At 67.6% G+C, this 17,055-nt stretch carries 18 protein-coding genes; 9 read left to right on the forward strand and 9 right to left on the reverse strand.

The annotated features are described in order from the left end of the window. Positions 1 to 132 precede the first annotated feature (132 nt). Both AB0383_RS02185 and mctP read left to right on the forward strand, forming a co-directional pair. Positions 133 to 411, forward strand: a complete 279-nt coding sequence (locus AB0383_RS02185) for a DUF3311 domain-containing protein (protein ID WP_364169295.1) — start codon at positions 133 to 135, stop codon at positions 409 to 411. Then, on the forward strand, positions 408 to 2,069 hold the full coding sequence (mctP, locus tag AB0383_RS02190; protein WP_366184577.1) for a monocarboxylate uptake permease MctP: 1,662 nt from the start codon (positions 408 to 410) through the stop codon (positions 2,067 to 2,069). Before AB0383_RS02185 ends, mctP begins: the two co-directional genes overlap by 4 nt. A gap of 38 nt (positions 2,070 to 2,107) precedes the next feature. Here the strand turns inward: mctP and AB0383_RS02195 are convergent, their stop codons facing one another. Then, positions 2,108 to 2,737 (reverse strand): hypothetical protein, encoded by a 630-nt coding sequence (locus tag AB0383_RS02195; RefSeq protein ID WP_366184579.1) that lies wholly within the window; start codon positions 2,735 to 2,737, stop codon positions 2,108 to 2,110. A gap of 72 nt (positions 2,738 to 2,809) precedes the next feature. Between AB0383_RS02195 and AB0383_RS02200 the strand changes: the two genes are divergently transcribed. Further along, positions 2,810 to 3,379 (forward strand): peroxidase-related enzyme, encoded by a 570-nt coding sequence (locus tag AB0383_RS02200; RefSeq protein WP_366184581.1) that lies wholly within the window; start codon positions 2,810 to 2,812, stop codon positions 3,377 to 3,379. Here AB0383_RS02200 and AB0383_RS02205 read toward each other — a convergent pair. The 5 genes from AB0383_RS02205 to AB0383_RS02225 all read right to left on the reverse strand — a co-directional run bounded on the left by AB0383_RS02205 (position 3,367) and on the right by AB0383_RS02225 (position 8,368). After that, positions 3,367 to 3,654 (reverse strand): hypothetical protein, encoded by a 288-nt coding sequence (locus tag AB0383_RS02205; protein WP_364169307.1) that lies wholly within the window; start codon positions 3,652 to 3,654, stop codon positions 3,367 to 3,369. The two genes, AB0383_RS02200 and AB0383_RS02205, sit on opposite strands and share 13 nt — an antisense overlap. Continuing rightward, a complete protein-coding gene (locus AB0383_RS02210) occupies positions 3,655 to 4,584 on the reverse strand; it encodes a bifunctional helix-turn-helix transcriptional regulator/GNAT family N-acetyltransferase (RefSeq protein ID WP_364169310.1) in 930 nt (309 codons plus the stop codon). 246 nt (positions 4,585 to 4,830) lie between these two features. Then, entirely contained in the window at positions 4,831 to 4,980 is a 150-nt protein-coding gene (locus AB0383_RS02215) for a hypothetical protein (protein ID WP_162836041.1), read from the reverse strand. Positions 4,981 to 5,237: 257 nt separating this feature from the next. Then, on the reverse strand, positions 5,238 to 6,428 hold the full coding sequence (locus AB0383_RS02220) for an ATP-binding protein (RefSeq protein WP_366184584.1): 1,191 nt from the start codon (positions 6,426 to 6,428) through the stop codon (positions 5,238 to 5,240). Positions 6,429 to 7,618: 1,190 nt separating this feature from the next. After that, a complete protein-coding gene (locus tag AB0383_RS02225) occupies positions 7,619 to 8,368 on the reverse strand; it encodes a MerR family transcriptional regulator (protein WP_366184586.1) in 750 nt (249 codons plus the stop codon). A gap of 178 nt (positions 8,369 to 8,546) precedes the next feature. Here AB0383_RS02225 and AB0383_RS02230 point away from each other — a divergent pair, with 178 nt between their 5' ends. Further along, on the forward strand, positions 8,547 to 9,050 hold the full coding sequence (locus AB0383_RS02230; RefSeq protein WP_364169319.1) for a DoxX family protein: 504 nt from the start codon (positions 8,547 to 8,549) through the stop codon (positions 9,048 to 9,050). Between the two features lie 33 nt (positions 9,051 to 9,083). Here the strand turns inward: AB0383_RS02230 and AB0383_RS02235 are convergent, their stop codons facing one another. Then, complete coding sequence (locus AB0383_RS02235; RefSeq protein ID WP_366184589.1) at positions 9,084 to 10,373, reverse strand: acetyl-CoA C-acetyltransferase; 1,290 nt, start codon at positions 10,371 to 10,373, stop codon at positions 9,084 to 9,086. Positions 10,374 to 10,467: 94 nt separating this feature from the next. On the opposite strand from AB0383_RS02235, the gene AB0383_RS02240 reads away from it, so the two are divergent. Together AB0383_RS02240 and AB0383_RS02245 are read left to right on the forward strand one after the other, a co-directional pair. Next, a complete protein-coding gene (locus AB0383_RS02240; RefSeq protein ID WP_366184591.1) occupies positions 10,468 to 11,802 on the forward strand; it encodes a 3-oxoacyl-ACP reductase in 1,335 nt (444 codons plus the stop codon). A gap of 2 nt (positions 11,803 to 11,804) precedes the next feature. Next, positions 11,805 to 12,641: a MaoC/PaaZ C-terminal domain-containing protein gene (locus tag AB0383_RS02245; RefSeq protein WP_366184593.1), complete on the forward strand. Its 837-nt coding sequence runs from the start codon at positions 11,805 to 11,807 to the stop codon at positions 12,639 to 12,641. Here the strand turns inward: AB0383_RS02245 and AB0383_RS02250 are convergent. Then, entirely contained in the window at positions 12,630 to 13,304 is a 675-nt protein-coding gene (locus AB0383_RS02250) for a TetR/AcrR family transcriptional regulator (protein WP_366184595.1), read from the reverse strand. The two genes, AB0383_RS02245 and AB0383_RS02250, sit on opposite strands and share 12 nt — an antisense overlap. Positions 13,305 to 13,420: 116 nt before the next feature. Here AB0383_RS02250 and AB0383_RS02255 point away from each other — a divergent pair, with 116 nt between their 5' ends. From AB0383_RS02255 to AB0383_RS02265, 3 genes are read left to right on the forward strand one after another with little or no spacing between them, the layout of a single operon-like run. Then, the gene (locus AB0383_RS02255; RefSeq protein WP_366184597.1) at positions 13,421 to 14,053 is read left to right on the forward strand and encodes an SCP2 sterol-binding domain-containing protein; all 633 of its coding nucleotides are present in this window, start codon (positions 13,421 to 13,423) and stop codon (positions 14,051 to 14,053) included. Between the two features lie 19 nt (positions 14,054 to 14,072). Next, on the forward strand, positions 14,073 to 14,672 hold the full coding sequence (locus AB0383_RS02260) for an SCP2 sterol-binding domain-containing protein (protein ID WP_366184599.1): 600 nt from the start codon (positions 14,073 to 14,075) through the stop codon (positions 14,670 to 14,672). Between the two features lie 54 nt (positions 14,673 to 14,726). Further along, positions 14,727 to 15,701: a NaeI family type II restriction endonuclease gene (locus AB0383_RS02265; protein ID WP_366184601.1), complete on the forward strand. Its 975-nt coding sequence runs from the start codon at positions 14,727 to 14,729 to the stop codon at positions 15,699 to 15,701. A gap of 41 nt (positions 15,702 to 15,742) precedes the next feature. Here AB0383_RS02265 and dcm read toward each other — a convergent pair whose 3' ends face one another. Further along, positions 15,743 to 17,023: a DNA (cytosine-5-)-methyltransferase gene (gene dcm, locus AB0383_RS02270; RefSeq protein WP_366184604.1), complete on the reverse strand. Its 1,281-nt coding sequence runs from the start codon at positions 17,021 to 17,023 to the stop codon at positions 15,743 to 15,745. Positions 17,024 to 17,055: the final 32 nt, after the last annotated feature.

Consider the following 17,055-nt stretch of genomic DNA (forward strand, 5'->3'; position numbering starts at 1 on the left):
ACAGCTGTCCACGAGGTTGTCCACAGCTGGACCTGGAATGGCCAAATCGTTGCCCGGTTTGTGTGACGTCCACGTGGCTGAAGTCCTAGGGTCAGGCCCGTTGTGTGTTGCGTGAGTGTTAAGTGAGGTCCGATGTCCACAACCAAACAGGACGGGCGGGTGCGCGGGTTCCAATTCAGCCCGTGGAACCTGTTGCTGATCGTCCCGCTGCTGATCCTGGTCACGCCGTTGTTCAACTTCGACGGCCCCCGCCTCTTCGGCATGCCGTTCTTCTACTGGTTCCAGCTCGTGTTCGTCGCCGCCGGCGTGCTGTGCACCGGCATCGTCTACTGGGCGACCCGCAAGGAGCCGACCACTGACGAGCCGGACAAGCTGAGCGTGGACGACCTCGACGAGGGTGAAAGCCGATGACCATCCAGTGGGTCCAGCTGACCATCTTCGTCATCCTCTTCGCGCTCGTCACCGTGCTCGGGTTCGTCGCGTCGCGCTGGAAGGCCGGCGCGAACCTCGACCACCTCGACGAGTGGGGCCTCGGCGGCCGCAAGTTCGGCGCGTGGATCACGTGGTTCCTGCTCGGAGGGGACCTCTACACGGCGTACACGTTCGTCGCCGTGCCCGCGCTGGTGTTCAGTGCCGGCGCGCTCGGCATGTACGCGCTGCCCTACACGATCGTCGTCTACCCGATCGTGCTGCTGCCCGCGCTGCGCATGTGGTCCGTCAGCCGCTCGCGCGGCTACGTGACGCCGGCCGACTTCGTCCGCGGCCGGTTCGGTTCGCCGACGCTCGCGTTCCTCATCGCCATCACCGGAATCGTCGCGACCATGCCGTACATCGCGCTGCAGCTGGTGGGCCTCGAGGCCGTGCTTCGCACGATGGGCATCAACGGGTCCGGCATCGTCGGGCACCTGCCGCTGCTGGTCGCGTTCCTGATCCTGGCGCTGTACACGTACCAGTCGGGCCTGCGCGCGCCCGCGCTGATCGCGTTCGTCAAGGACATCCTGATCTACATCGTGATCATCGTGGCGATCGTGTACCTGCCCTCGAAGCTCGGCGGCTGGGACTACATCTTCAACCAGGCCGCCACGAAGCTGGCCACGCCGAGCCCGGCCACGGGCAAGCCGGCGGGCTCGATCCTGCTGACGTCGGCCAACCAGTTGCAGTACGCCACGCTGGCCCTGGGTTCGGCGCTCGCGCTGTTCCTCTACCCGCACTCGCTCACGAGCGTGCTCGCCTCGCGTGGGCGTAACGTGATCAAGCGCAACATGGTCGCCCTGCCCGCGTACTCGCTGGTGCTCGGCCTGCTCGCGCTGCTCGGGTACGTCGCGATCAGCGCCGGCGTGAAGCCGCTGACCAACAACGCGACCGGCAAGCCCGACGGCAACACCATCGTCCCGCTGCTGTTCGACTCGCAGTTCGCACACTGGTTCGCCGGCATCGCGTTCGCCGCGATCGGCATCGGCGCGCTGGTGCCGGCCGCGATCATGTCGATCGCGGCGGCGAACCTGTGGACGCGCAACATCTACAAGGAGTACATCCGCAAGAACGCGACGCCGAAGCAGGAAGCCAAGCAGGCCAAGCTCGCATCGCTGATCGTGAAGCTCGGCGCGGTGCTGGTGATCATCCTGATCGACCCGCAGTTCTCCATCGACCTGCAGCTCATCGGCGGTGTCCTGATCCTGCAGACGCTGCCCGCCGTGGCGCTCGCGCTGTACACGCGGTGGCTGCACAAGGCCGGCCTCATCGCCGGCTGGGTCGTGGGCATGGGCTGGGGCCTGATCATGCTGTACGGGATCCCAAACCCCGCCAACGGAAAGCTGCACTTCGGCGGCTCGGCGCTCGCGATGGGCAACCTGTCGATCTTCGGCTGGCACCCGTTCTCGGGCACCGGCCTGACGACCGTGCAGATCTACCCGGGCTTCGTAGCGCTGATCGCCAACGTGCTGGTGGCCGTGATCGTCTCGGCCATCGCGCACGCGGCGAAGTGGAACCCCGGTGTCGACGAGACCCAGCCGGCGGACTACCACGCGGACGAGCACGACAAGGACCTGCGGCCCATCGGCGTGCACTGAGATTCAGGCCACGCTTTAGTCCACTGTGGAAAGCCCCCTCACCGGTTCCGGTGAGGGGGCTTTCCTTTGTCGATCATCGCGTTCGACACCACGTAGAGCACCACGGCGTTGAGCAGGTGCCACAGGAAGTGCGTGCCGACGGGGAAATCTCCGCACACGACGCCGTCGATGGTGCGCAAAGCCAGCGACAACCCGAACATTGCGCCCGCCACCGCGAAGTGCGTCCAGTACGGATCGCGCGCGTACGCGAGCACACCCGCGAACACCGCCAGCCCGATCAGCGCCGGGAGGTACAGCCCGCCGCCGAGCGCCGCCAGCGCGGCCGTGAGCACCACGAACGCGGGCGCCGCCAGCCACGACTTGCGCAGGGGCACACCGAAGAACACCTGCGGGAACTTCGCGGCGTAGTAGAGCACGAACACAAGGATGAAGCCGGAGTCGGCGGCCCCGCCCCAGCGCGTCGCGAGCAGGTGGAACGCCGTGCTGGCCAGGAACACGAGCCCGACGAGCACCGCGAGCGTCCGCCCGGTCCGCCGTCCGTCGGCTCGCCACCACACCGCGATGGCGGACCCGAGGAACGCCAGGTTGGTGACGTCGTTCAGCGGCTCGCCCCACAGCCCGGGCGCGAGGCGTTCGCAGTAACCGTCCACGTATGCGGTCCAGTTCACGGGGTAAGCAAACTCCACCCGGGTGAACGCGCGGTGCCAAGGGTGGCTGGTTTCCGCGTTAGGTTTGGGGGTATGAGCGACAGCCGGTTCCCCGTGACCGAACTCGAAGACCTGCCCGAAGACCTGCGCGAGCGCGTGGGTGCGATCGCGGAGAAGTCCGGCTTCACGCCGAACATCTTCCGCGCGCTGGGCCACCGGCCGGCGGAGTTGCGGGCGTTCATGGACTACCACGACGCGTTGATGGAGCGCGAAGACGGACTGACGAAGGCGGAGCGCGAGCTGGTCGTCGTCGCGACGTCGGGGGCGAACCACTGCACCTACTGCATCGTCGCGCACGGGGCGATCCTGCGGATCCGCGCGAAGGACCCGGAGCTGTCCGACCGCGTCGCCGCGAACCCGTGGCAGGTGGAGCTCGACGAGCGCGGCCGGGCGATCGTCGACCTCGCGCTGGCGCTCGCGCAGGATTCCGCGCTGTTCGGCGAAGCCGACCTCGAGGCGGCGCGTGTTGCGGGACTGACCGAGGACGAGATCTGGGACGTCGGGGCGATCACGGCGCTGTTCGCGATGTCCAACCGGCTGGCGCACTTCACGGCGTTGAAGCCGAACCCGGAGTTCTTCCTGATGGGGCGTCAGAAGCGGTAGAACGGGCCGGGCAGGTCGCGGCTCACCTCGAAATGGCCGCGCAGCCAGGAGCGCAGCTTGTTCATCGGCTTGGTCCAGATGCGTGGCGCCGGCCCGAAGTAGCGCGGGTCTTCGTGCGGGGTGAACGCGTCGCCGGTCAGGAGCACCACGTCGTGGCCACGCGGGCAGTGGCCGGACACGGAGATCACGCCGCGCGTGAGGTTCTCGACCCACTCGACCTCGTCGACGCCGAGCAGTGTGCGGCGGTCGCAGACGGCGCAGTAGACGACGAACATCTAGAGCTCCATCCGCCAGGTCTCGCCGATCACCGGCGGACCGAAGTCGCGGGTGGGCTCCTCGTGTTCCAGCCTGAACCCGGCGCTGCGGTAGATGCCGCGGGCCGCGTCGAGGGCCGAGAGGGTCCACAGCTCCATCGCCGCGTAGCCGCGGCCGCGGGCGAACTCGACGCACTCGTGCACGAGCCGTTTGCCGACGCCGTGGCCGCGCGCGGCGGGTTCGAGCAGCAGGAGGCGGAGTTTGGCGGTGCGTTCGTCCGCGCTGGGCATGCAGAAGACGCTGCCGACGCGTTCGCCGGCGAGCTCCGCGATCCACGCGGCCTGGCGCGGGTCGTCGCGGTGGTCGGCGAAATCGGCGACGACGCGGGCGACGAGGGCTTCGAAGCGTTCGTCGAGGCCGTACTCGCGGGCGTAGAGGGTCCCGTGGCGGTGGACCACCCAGCCGAGGTCACCCGGTCGCGGGGTGCGTAACACGAGTGTGGGATCTGCGGTTTTCTCACGGACGAGCTGCGTGATGGTCCCCATCGCGCCAAGCAGGCGGCGCTGGTCTTCGTCGGGGAAGCGTTCGAGGAGGCCGCCGATCTGGCGCACCGAGCGGCTGTCGAGGTCGGCGAACGCTTCGCGGCCGGCGTCGGTCAAGCGGACGATCTGGCGGCGGGCGTCTTCGCCGCTGCGTTCGCGCAGGACCAGGCCGCGGCTTTCCAGGCGGCTTAGCAGCCTGCTCGCGTAGCCGGCGTCGAGATCGAGACGTTTTCGCAGGTCACTCACGTGGAGCTCGGTTTGTTGGGCGACCTCGAACAGCACCCGCGCCTCACTCAGCGAGTACTCGGCGTCGGCCGGTCCTTCGTCGAGGACGCCGATCACCCCGGTGTAAAGGCGGTTGAACGCGCGCACGGTGGCGACGCGCTCCGCCAGGCTTACATCGTTCATTGACCACCTCAACCAAATCGTTGACGGAGTCAAGCATCGCGCCGCAAGCCCGATCGCGCAAGGGTTTTGCGAAATCGGACAAAGGGTCCAGACATGTGGAAACCCCGTGATGCTGCCAGGTCGGGGGTCCGCCAGCATCACGGGGTCGTAGTGGGTATCGATGCCGCAAGGCGCGGCGTTACACCCACAGCACTTTGTGGTCTAGGTCACTCATGTGAGTGACACACTAACCAGTTGTTGGCTGCGTCAGCGCATGAACGGCTGACGCGCCTGGGCGAGGGCGATGAGCTCCTGGCGCACCGTCGAGGTGGCCGCGGTGTCGATCGCCCGGTTCAGTGCCCGGCGAGTACGAGCCTCGGCGCGACGAGCACGGAGCTTGGCGGCGATGTTGCTCATTGTGTCTGCATCCCCTTTGGAGGTTCTCGGTGGTTGTGTCTCTAGTATGCGCCTTTTTTCACAAGGATGCCAACGAATCAACGGTGATGTGGCTTACTTGCCGACGAATCATCGGCTGTTTGTGGGTGATCACCGGACAGATCGCGTGTCTCGGGTCACTTTCAAGTAACAGGCTAATGGCCTCTTGGGTTGTATAGCTGATTTGCTAGATATCACTAGGCAACGTCATAGAGCGGTAGCGAGGGTGAAGACGGCCGTCAGTCGCGGCCGAGCAGGTAGTGCCCGAAGTGGGGCACCGTGAAGGCGATCTGCCCGCGTTCGGCGGAATAGACCAGGCCCTTCTTCATGAGGCTGTCGCGCGCCGGCGAAAGCGAGGAGGGCTTGCGCCCCAGGTAGACGGCCACGTCGGCGGTGCCGGCGGCCTCGTCGCGGCCTTGCGTCAGCTCGGCCATCGCGATCAGGTACTCGCGCTCGGCGGGCGTCGCGCGCTCGTAACGCGAGCCGAAGAACCCCACCGCCAGCTCGGACTCCGCCTCGGGCGCCGCGACCTGCACGTCCTTCACCGTGATCGGATCCGCGGGCGCGGCGTCCCACGCCGCTTTGCCGTAGGCCTGGATGAAGTAGGGGTACCCGCCGGACGCGTCGAACAGCGCGTCGAGCGCCTCGGGCTCGATGCCGGCTTCCTCGCGTTCGATCGGCGCCATCACGGCGAAGTCGGCGTCCTCGCGGCCGAGGCGATCGATGCGCGCGTAGCGGAACAGCCGTTCCGAGTACGACTTCGAAGCGCTCAGCACGGCCGGCACGTGCGGCAACCCCGCCCCGACCACAACCAGCGGCGCCCCCGACTGCGACAACTCGTGGCACGCGGCGCAAAGAGCGGAGACGTCGTCGGGCTGCAGATCCTGGATCTCGTCGATGAGGAGCGCCACCCCGGTGCCGACGTCGGCGGCGAGTTCAGCGACGTCCGTGAACAGCTCCACCAGGTCGATCTCGATGTCCCCGGAATCGGCCCGCCCCTGCGCGGCCGGCGCCTCGATCCCCGGCTGCCACCGGTCCCTGAGCTTCGAGTCGGCCTTGTTCGCCTTCAACGCGAACGCCTTCAGCACCCCCAGGACCTCTTCAACCCGATCCGGCGCCCTGTGCCGAACCGCGAGATCCCGAATCGCCCTGTGCAGGGCAGCCGACAACGGCCTCCTGAGCTCCGCATCCGGCCGCGCCTCGATCTTCCCGGCGCCCCACCCGTGCCGAATGGCCATCGAGCGCAGCTCCCCGAGCAACACCGTCTTCCCGACCCCCCGCAGCCCGGTCAACACCAGACTCCGCTCCGGCCGCCCCCTCGCGACGCGCTCCAGGACCACCTCGAACGCCCCCAGCTCACGCTCCCGCCCCGCCAACTCAGGCGGCCGCTGCCCAGCCCCGGGCGCGAACGGATTGCGGATGGGGTCCACTCTGCCACCGTATCGGGGTATCTAGCGCGGGTCCGATATTGCGCCATATCCCGCTAGCGCGTGTCGCCGATCACTGCGCTCGGGCTTTGCGGGCTCCACGACTCGTCCCCTCACCCCGCGCGGGTCGCACGACCGGCCCCTTCGCTCAGGTTTCGGCGCGCGAACGAACCTTCCGCACCCGGCCGTGCGCGCGAGTGAACCTTTCGCCCAGGTCTCGCCGCGCGAGCGGACCTTCCGCACCGAGCCGTGCGCGCGAGCGGACCTCTCGTCCCGGTCCTGCCGCGCGAGCGGACCTTCCGCACTGAGCCGTGCGCGCGAGCAGACCTCTCGTCCCGGTCCCGCCACGCGAACGGACCTTCCGCACCGAGCCCCGCGCGCGAGCGGACCCTTCGCCCTGGTCCTGCCGCGCGAACGGACCTTTCGCACCGGCACCACCGTGCCAACGGATCTATCGCACCAGGCCGCGCGTGCGAACGGTCCGTTCGTGCCCAGCCGGGACCAACGGACCATTCGCCGCTGCCTCGATGCGCGAGTGGACCTCTCGCGCCAAGTCGAGTGCGCGAGTGGACCGTTCGTGCCGAGTCGCGTGTGCGAATGGAGGCGTTCGGCCCCATGGCCCGTCGTCACGGGACGTCTCACGCGTCGCCCATTGCACCGATGGACCGCTGACGCGGCGCCGGACCCGTTCGCGCTCCCGCATGCCGGGCCCGCTCTCGCCAGGAGGGATGCGCGAATGGATCTTTCGTGCCGAGCCGTGTGTTCGAGTGGACCGTTCGTTGCCATCGCGCCGCATAAAGGCACCGTTCGCGCCGGGTGGAGGGTGCGGGTGAACCGTTCACCCCGACGCGACACGAGGGGATCTTTCGCGCCGAGCCCCGCGCGCGAGCGGACCGTTCGTGCCCGGTCAGTCGGGACGCCGGACCATCCGCCGCTCGCCCTGCGCGCGAGGGGACCTTTCGCGCCAGGTCGCGTGCGCGAATGGACCGTTCGCACCGAACCGCATCCGCGACTGGACCGTTCGCGGGCGCAGCACCACGCGGGTGGACCGTTCGTGCCAGTCTCCTGGCCACCACCGGACCACGCGCGCCAACCCAAGCCAACCCGCCGACACTAAAACAACCCAAGCCAGAGGGATGGGCGGGTCTGCAGCCCCGACCATCCCCACCCCCAGCGCTCACTCCGACGCCGCACTACTTCGCCAGGTTCCGCTCCGCGTAGATCCGCATCGCGTCCCGGATGAACTCCGCGGTGCCCGGGCCAAAATCAGCGTCGTAGGTTCCATACCGCGGATCATCGACATACAGCTGCCCCAACCCCACGAAATACCCGCGCGACACCGTCTTCACCGCCGGCCGCAACCAAGCGTGGAGCCGACTGACGACGGCCTGCACCTCGGCAGACTCAACCGCCAGTCCTGAAGCCCGCGCCGCCCCGAAAGCAGCCGCGATCTCGCCCTGCTCCCGCTGATGTGCCGCACGCTCCGAAGCCGACAACGACCGCCACCACTGGTCACCAGTGCGATAAGCCGAAGCGCCCCAGCGGGACGTCACCTCGGCCTCGTGCACCGTGTGGTCGAAGCCGTCGAAAACTTCCTCCGCCATGAGTGGTTCACCTCCCTCCAATTTCCTCAACGTGGTCCGCACGGAGTCGATCTGCCGCCCGATCCGCGCCCGCTCCTGTTCCAGCAGCGAGAGATGCGTCGACAAGGCGACAACGCTGTCGCGCTCGCCGTCCAGCACGGAGGCGATCGCGAGCAGGCCCAGGCCGAGCTCGCGCAGCAACAGGATCCGCTGGAGCCGCACCAGGGCGGCCGAGTCGTAATAGCGGTAGCCGTTGCCGCCGATGCGGCTGGGCGCGAGCAGCCCGACGGCGTCGTAGTGCCGCAGTGTCCGGCTGGTCGTGCCCGCCGCGCGGGCGATGTCCTGGATCGACCACTCCATGCCGGCAACCGTAGAAGTTGACGCAGCGTCAAAGTCAACCGCTAAAACCGTCTATGCAAATCTAGTAAAAACACGATAAACACCTAGGCAAAACTAGCGCGGTTCGGCGACCCGCCCACGGGGAATGCCGGTTGTAGGTTCGACCAGCACCGAAGACCTCGCAGGAAAGGCGACGACCGTGATACTGCGCCGGGTGGCCCGTCCACTGCTCGCGTCGATATTCATCTACGGCGGTATCGGCATGCTCCGCGACACCCAAGGGCACGCGAAGGCGATCGAGCCGTTCCTCACCGAGACGTTCGACAAGGTCGAGGGCCTCGTCCCCGAGCAGGTGCCGCGCGATCCCGCGACGCTCGTGCGCATCGACGCCGCCGTGAAGATCGGCGCCGGCCTCGCGCTCGCGGCGGGCAAGGCGCCGCGGCTGGCGTCGCTCGCGTTGCTGGGCACGCTCGTGCCGACGACGGCCTCCTCGCACCGGTTCTGGGAGATCAAGGACCCCGCCGAGCGGCAGGCGCAGCAGGTGCAGTTCCTCAAGAACGCGGGCATCGCCGGCGGTCTGCTGCTGGCCGCGGGCGACACGGCGGGCAAGCCGTCGCTCGGCTGGCGCGCCCGCCGCGCCGCGAAGAAGGCCGGCAAGCAGGCCGAGAAGCTGAGCAAGAAGGCCGAAAAGCAGCTCAGCTGAAGAGGTCCGGGCCCCGCACAACGGGGCCCGGGTTCACTTCTCCAGAATCGCCGTCACGCCCTGGCCCCCGGCCGCGCAGATCGAGATCAAGCCACGCCCGGATCCCTTCTCGTGCAACAGCTTCGCCAGCGTCGCCACGATCCGCCCGCCCGTCGCGGCGAACGGGTGCCCGGCGGCGAGCGACGAGCCGTTGACGTTCAGCTTCGCCCGGTCGATCGAGCCCAGCGGCGCGTCGAGACCCAGCTTCTCCTTGGCGAACGCCGGGTCCTCCCACGCCTTCAACGTGGCCAGCACCTGCGACGCGAACGCCTCGTGGATCTCGTAGAAGTCGAAGTCCTGCAAGGAAAGTCCCGCGCGTTCCAGCATCCACGGCACCGCGTACGCGGGCGCCATCAGCAGCCCCTCGGCGCCGTGGACGTAGTCGACGGCCGCTGTCTGCGAGAACGTCAGGTACGCCTGCACCGGCAGGTGGTGCGCCTTCGCCCACTCGTCCGTCGCGAGCAGCACGGTCGACGCGCCGTCGGTGAGCGGCGTCGAGTTGCCGGCCGTCATGGTGCCGTCGGCGCCGCCGTACACAGGCTTGAGCTTGGCCAGCTTCTCGACGCTCGAATCCGGCCGCAGGTTCTGGTCCTTGGCCAGCTTGAGGAACGGCGTCACGAGGTCGTCGAAGAACCCGCGGTCATACGCGGCGGCGAGGTGCTGGTGGCTGGCCGCGGCGAGCTCGTCCTGCGCCTCGCGCGTGACGTCCCAGACCTTCGCCGTCAGCGCCGCGTGCTCGCCCATCGACAGGCCCGTGCGCGGCTCGGCGTTGCGCGGGATCTCGGGCACGATCTGGCCCGGCCGCAGCTTCGTGAGGAGCTTGAGCCGGTCGCCCAGCGTCTTCGCGGAGTTGAGCTGCACGAGGATCTTGCGCAGGTCGGCGTTCACGGCCAGTGGAGCGTCACTCGTCGTGTCCACGCCACCCGCGATGGCGGAGTCGATCTCCCCCAGCGAGATCTTGTGCGCCACGTTGATCACGGCCTGCAACCCCGTGCCGCACGCCATCTGGACGTCGGACGCGGGTGTCGCGGCCGAGAGCCGGCTGCCGAGCACGCTCTCGCGCGCGAGGTTGAAGTCCTTGGAGTGCTTGAGCACCGCGCCCGCCGCGACCTCGCCGATCACCTCATTCTGCAGGGCGAAGCGGCTGACGAGACCGTCGAGCGCGGCGGTGAACATGTCCTGGTTCGACGCCTTCGCGTAGGGGCCGTTCGACCGCGCGAAGGGGATGCGGTTGCCACCGATGATCGCGACCTTGCGGACCGCGGCGGTTTTCCTGGTCGCCATGACGTCCACCTCTCTGAGTCGGTGCTTTCACACTGTAACCTACTAGCGAGTAGGTTAGACTGTGACGTGACGCAGACGGCACGGGAGGCGCTCGATGGCTGACAGGTACCAGCAGTTCACGAAAACCCCGGTGGGGAAGTTCGTGGTGCCGAAGCTCGGCCTGCCCAACCCCGCCACGCTGCGCCGCTACCGCGCCGGCCAGCCCGCACTCGAGGGTCCCGCACTCCTCGGCGCCGCGCCGGGCGGACGGCTCGAAAAGATTCTGAAGAGTCAGGCCTCCGAAGCCGGCATCGAGGTTCTCGAAGTCCCGGCCGAACGCCACGCCGCCCTCGTCTTCGACGCCACCGGCATAAAGGATCCCGCCGACCTGCGTGAGGTCTACCGCTTCTTCCACCCGGTGATCCGCAAGGTGGGGCCCTCTGGCCGCGTCGTCGTGTTCGGCACGCCGCCGGAGCTGGTCGAGGGTCGCGAGCGGATCGCGCAACGGGCGCTGGAGGGCTTCGTGCGCTCTGTCGGCAAGGAGCTGAAACGCGGTGCGACGGCGCAGCTCGTGTACGTGGCCGAAGGCGCCGAAGCCGCGGCCGAGTCGACGGTGCGGTTCCTGCTCTCGGCGAAGTCGGCCTTCGTCGACGCGCAGGTGATCCGCGTCGGCACGCACGGCACCTCTGCCGCGGCCCCGGCGAACTGGGAAAAGCCATTGGCGGGCAAGGTCGCGCTGGTCACCGGCGCGTCGCGCGGCATCGGCGAGGCCATCGCGGAGACGCTCGCCCGCGACGGCGCCCACGTCGTCGCCCTGGACATCCCGGCTCAGGGCGCGGATCTGTCCACAGTGGCCAATCGCGTCGGCGGATCCGCGCTGCAGCTGGACATCACGGCGGCCGACGCGCCGGCCAAGCTCGCCGAGTACCTCACCACGCGCCACGGCGGCGTCGACGTCGTCGTGCACAACGCCGGCATCACGCGCGACAAGACGCTGGGCAACATGACCGAGGGCGGCTGGGACGCCGTGCTCACCGTGAACCTCGCCGCGCAGCTCGCGGTGAACGACAAGCTGCTCGCCGACAAGGTCCTGCGCGAAAACGGCCGCATCATCGGCGTTTCGTCCATTGCGGGCATCGCCGGCAACGTCGGCCAGACGAACTACGCGACGTCGAAGGCGGGCGTGATCGGCATGGTCAACGTCGGCGCGCCCCAGCTCGCGGAGTACGGCGGCACGATCAACGCCGTCGCGCCGGGCTTCATCGAGACCAAGATGACCGCCGCCGTTCCGTTGTTCATCCGCGAAGCCGGGCGGCGCCTGTCGAGCCTCGGCCAGGGCGGCCTGCCGGTCGACGTCGCCGAGACCATCGCCTGGTACGCCAACCCGGCGTCGGCCGCGGTCAACGGCAACGTGGTCCGCGTGTGCGGCCAGGCCCTGCTGGGAGCGTGACGATGTCCGTTCGCGAGCTGTCCAGCGCGCCCAGCCTGGCGACGCTGTACCCGAAGGCCCTGCTACGCCGCGGCCGCGGTTCGACGCTGCCGGAGACGGAGCTGGTGCGGCCGTCGGTCACGGTCTCCCCTGCGCACGTCGCTGCGTACGCGGAGGTGTGCGGGTTTCGGTATTCGGATGTACTGCCAGCGACCTACCCGCACATGCTGGTCTTCGGCCTGCAGATGGCGTTGATGACGGAGCCGGACTTTCCGTTCCCGCTGCTCGGCCTGGTGCACGTGGCGAACTCCATCACGGTCCGTCGCCCGCTGTCGCTGAGCGAGACGTTTTCCGCGCGGGTGCGGGCGGAAAACCTGCGGCCGCACGAGAAGGGCCGACAGTTCGACATGGTGAGCGAGCTGTGGGCGGGCACGGAACTGGTGTGGTCGGAGGTGTCGACTTACCTGCGCCGCTCGGGTTCCTCGGGTTCCTCGCGGCCGCGCGCTTCGTTGGTCCCCCCGACGCCGACCGCCCTGTGGACCGTTCCGGGCGACATTGGCCGCCGCTACGCCGAGGTCTCGGGCGACCGCAACCCCATCCACCTGCACCCACTGACCGCGCGCCTGTTCGGCTTCCCCCGCGCCATCGCCCACGGCATGTGGACGAAGGCCCACGCCCTGGCGTCCTTCGAGGGCCGGCTGCCCGACGCGTACACGGTGGACGTCCGCTTCAAGCAGCCTGTGCTGCTCCCGGCCCGCGCGGCTTTCACCGCCTGGCCGACGGACGAGGGCTGGGCGTTCGAGCTATGGCAGGCGCGCAAGCCGAAACCGCACCTGGACGGCGTGATCTCAGCTCTCTGAGTTCATTTCGGGCAGCGGCTTCCAGACCTGACCTTCGATGAGATCGTTGAAGCCCAGCCACACCAGGTTCATCAGCCACGACGCAAGCACGCTGTCCGAGATCTCCGGATGGTCCAACGCCCAGTCAGCCAACGATTCCGCCGCACCGACTAGCGCGGCGGCCAGCCCGGCGCCGGAGAACTCGGCCTGCTCCCCGAGCCCCTTCCGCGTCCCCGCCGACACCACGAGCGCGGCGACGAGCTCGATCGCCCGCCCGCGCATCGCGGTGATCTCAGCCGCGAACGCGCCGCCGACGGTCAGCGCCTGGCGGTGCAGCACCGTCCACGACTCGCGGTACTCGGCGACGAAGCGGTAGAACGACCGCAGCCCGTGCCAAAGCTGCATGTCAGGTGGAAGATCCGGCTGGACGCCCGCCTGGATGGCCTCGAGCAGGCGCGTCGCCTCGCGTTGGATGCTCTTGCCGAAGAGGTCTTCCTTCGAGCCGAGGTAGGTGTAGATCATCGGCTTGGAGACGCCCGCGACGTCGGAGATCTCGTCCATCGAGGCCGCGTGGTAGCCGTGGCGGGAGAACACGCGCACGGCGGCGTCGAGGATCTGCCGCTCACGCACCGCGCGCGGCAGCCGCCGGGCCCGCTCGGGCGGGCGCTGATCTTCGTCGGGCACTCTCCGACCTCCCTCTCGCCAGCAGGAGACGGTACCTGCCGCCGTGGTCGACGCGTGCTTGCCCGCTTACCTACTCATGGGTAGCCTTTGCTGGAAGATCACGGAAGGAGCTTGGGATGGCCGACGGTTCTGACGTAGCCGGCTTGCGTGGCGCCGCCCTGCTCGACGCCCTCGACCGCGTCGCGCTCGACGGCATCGACGTCAACACCGTCGCCGACGCCATCGACCCCCGCGAACTCGGCCGCGACGACTTCCGCCGCCTGCTCTCGTCCCTCATCCGCCTGTCGGAAGACGCCCCGGCGTTCTCCCTGGCCAAGGTCGACCCGACCCGCTTCGCCACGCTCGTCTCGCGCGCGTCCCGAGCGCAGCTGGAGGCCGTGGTCGCCTCCCGCCCCCTGCGCGAACGCGTGCTCGACGAGATCTTCGCCCGCATGGGCGCGCACATCCGCGTGGACCGCGCCCGCGCGCTCGACGCCGTCATCCACTGGCGCCTCTCCGGCGGCACCGGCGCCGGCGGCTACGACCGCTACGCGACGGCCATCTCCGGCGGCTCGTGCACGGTCTCGCGGACCGTCGAGGGCGCCCGCGCCCGCGTCACCATCACCCTGTCGCCGGTCGACTTCTTCCGCCTCATCACGCACCAAGCAACTCCCGCCGTGTTGTTCGTGACGGGCAAAATCAAGGTGAAAGGCGACCTCGCATTCGCGGCCGGCTTGATCGGCTATTTCGACCTCCCGAAGCCCGCCTGAGCCGTTAGACTCCGTTTCCGTGTCCCGATTCTCGCGTTCCCGTTCCACCGCCTCCGAGGGGCACGCGGTCAACGGCTTCGCCCGCAAGCTGGACGTCGGCAAGCTCACGCCCGCGCAGTTCGTGCAGGTCCTGGAAACCTTGCACATGCTCGGAAACGCGGGCGCCGGCATCGAACTGAGCAGCCTGACCACCCAGGCCCTGGTCGACGTCGTCCACCGCGCCTCCCGCGACCAACTCAAGGCCCTGGCCGACCACCCCGAGTTACGCGCGGTCTTCCTCGACGAGATTTTCCGCAGAATGTCCGAGCATTTCCGCGCCGACCGCGCCCGCCACGTCGACTTCGTCCTTTCCTGGCGCTTTTCCGGCGGCACCGGCGACGACGGCTACGACCGCTTCCAAACCGTCATCGAATCCGGCGCGTGCGTCTCGAGCACCGACCTGTCCCGCACCCCGGACACCACCCTCACCCTCTCGGTGGACGACTTCATCCGCATGGCCACCGGCGCCTCCGCCCCCGCGGCGATGTTCGTGACGGGCCGCGTGAAGGTCAAGGGCGAGTACGCACCGGCGGTGCGGTTCTCGAGCTACTTCGACATCCCGAAGCCCACACCTGGCTAGGCCATTTGGCAAATTCGGTGCGGCCGCCGTGATCACGTGGCTATGGTCGGATGCATGACCGACGTTACGGCCGACAACGTGCTTGCCCTGTGGGGGGAGGACCCTAGATGGCACTCAGATCCCGGACTGGACGAGGTCGCCGCTGAGCTGAGGCGACTCGATCCCGAGGGGCAGAGGTTTGCGAAGGCGATCCGCAGGAGCATCGACATGCTGCTCGACGGGCAGCATACGGGACGGTACAGCTGGGATCAGCTGTACAAGACGGAGAAGACCCACGCCGGGACCCTGATCGAGATCAACTTGCAGCGCGAGTTCGGTTTTGATGGCGGCGATCGTATGGACTACTCGATCATTGGGCATGAAGTTGACTGCAAGTTTTCGCAGTCAATGTTCGGTTGGATGATTCCGCCGGAAGCACGCGATCACTTGCTGCTGGTCGTGTGGGCGAGTGATCAGAAGTCACAGTGGTCAGCGGGACTTGTCCGTGCGAGTGCGGGGCACCTGAACCAAACCGGCAATGGAAACCGGGACGGCAAGCGCACCTTGAGCATCTACGGGAAGAGCCAGATTCGATGGCTGTTCTCTGCCGCACCGTTGCAGGAGAACCTGCTCCTCAAACTCGATGCGGGCGAGGTTGAAAAGATTCTCGAATTCGGATCTGGCCAGAAGCGGCTCGATGAGCTCTTCCGGCGCGCGCAGGGACGGATCGTGTCGAGGAATGTTGTCGCGACCGTCGCAAAGCAAGACGACTATATGAAGCGCGTTCGCGGTAACGGCGGCGCGAGGCAGCACCTGAAGGCTGAGGGAATCGTCATTCTTGGCGACTACCGAAATCATGTCGAGCTTGCGCGGGCGCTCTCCATCGCGGAGCCCGGCCCTGGTGAGTTCGTGAGCGTAAAGCTCCGACCTCAGACGGAAGCTGATGCTTTGCTGCCTTCGGTGGAACTTGACGGTGACCGATGGGTCGTTGCGCCGCCTAACGAAAATGTGAGCAAGCCCGCACCGAACCTTCCCAGCGTTAAGAAGTAGCCGACCGCCGCCGCTCCCGAACGGCGACGGTGGCGGCTATTTCAACTGATTTTCGCGCGGTTCTTCAAAAAGACATCGTGGCGACTGTGGTCCTCCTGGCCGATGAATGCTTTGAACTCGCCTAGCTTGTAGACGACAGTGCTGTCCCGCTCCTCGGTGACCACGTGGAAATCGTGGCGCAGCATGCTGATCCGCTTCTCCAGCTCAGGGATTCCCAGCGGAAGCTCGGCTTGCTGCACGAGCTGATCCGCTGACAGGAAGTCCTTGGCGTCGCGGAGGATCCGATATACAGGATCATGCTCTTGATCAACCTGCCGATTGCTGGCGACCGACTCTTTTTTGAGGGCTCGCATGATTGCCTGGCCGACGGCGTACGCCATAGGAGGCGGGAACGCATTGCCGATCTGCCGGTAGTTTGAGGTCTTCCGCCCGGTGAACGTCCAGTCGCTGAACTCGCCGAACCAACCCTGGATGCGTGCAACCATCTCGTTGGTGAGTTTGGGGCCGGGTTTGCCTTCGAACTTGTCGTCGGGCATAGGAGCATCGTTAGCGAGCCCCAACGCGTCGACGCCAAGCTCAGCCCATGCGCGCTTTGCGCGAGTGGGGCCCAAGTCGGCACCACCGTGCTTCTTCGAGCCGCCGACGATCGTGGGTGCGATCTTGTTGGCCTTCTTCTTCCAGTCTTCGAGGTCTTTCCACCCGTGTTTGCCCAGCAAATCGCTGATCGCCTCAGCGACGGTGGTTTCGTGCTCGGATTCTTCCGGCCACTCGAAGTAATCCGCGTACTCCGCCTGCAGGGCGACGAGAACGAACCGCGGTCGCAGCTGCGGTACGCCGAAACCGGCGGCGTGCAACAGCCGCCATTCGGCGACGTACCCGAACGACGTCAGCCGGTCGAGGACGTGCTGCCGGTAGCCGGCGAACCTCGGCATGCTGAGGCCGCGGACGTTTTCGAGCATCACGGCTCGCGGGCGTACGACGGCGACCTGCTCGACAGCCCACGCGAAGAGGTCGCGTTCGTCGTTCGCGCCCAGCTGTTTCCCGGCGATAGTGAATGGGGGGCAGGGTACGCCGCCTGCTAAGAGGTCGAGCTCTCGATTGCCCAGGTCGTTGTCCGGGCCGTGGTCGGCTGGATTCCACACCTCGGGATCTGCCACATCGCCTTCGGCAACGACTTCCTCGGGCAGATTCGCCCTCAATGTCGTGCACGCGTTGTGATCCAGCTCGACCGCGAGGCGGTGGGTGAAGCCGGCCTTTTCGAGGCCGTAAGCCTGGCCACCAGCGCCGGCGCAGATCTCGATGACCTCGAAGGTCTCACTCATAGTAACCCCTTCCAGGCTCACGGGAGGTGCGC

The sequence above is a fragment of the Amycolatopsis sp. NPDC051373 genome, from assembly GCF_040689465.1.
GTDB lineage: Bacteria > Actinomycetota > Actinomycetes > Mycobacteriales > Pseudonocardiaceae > Amycolatopsis.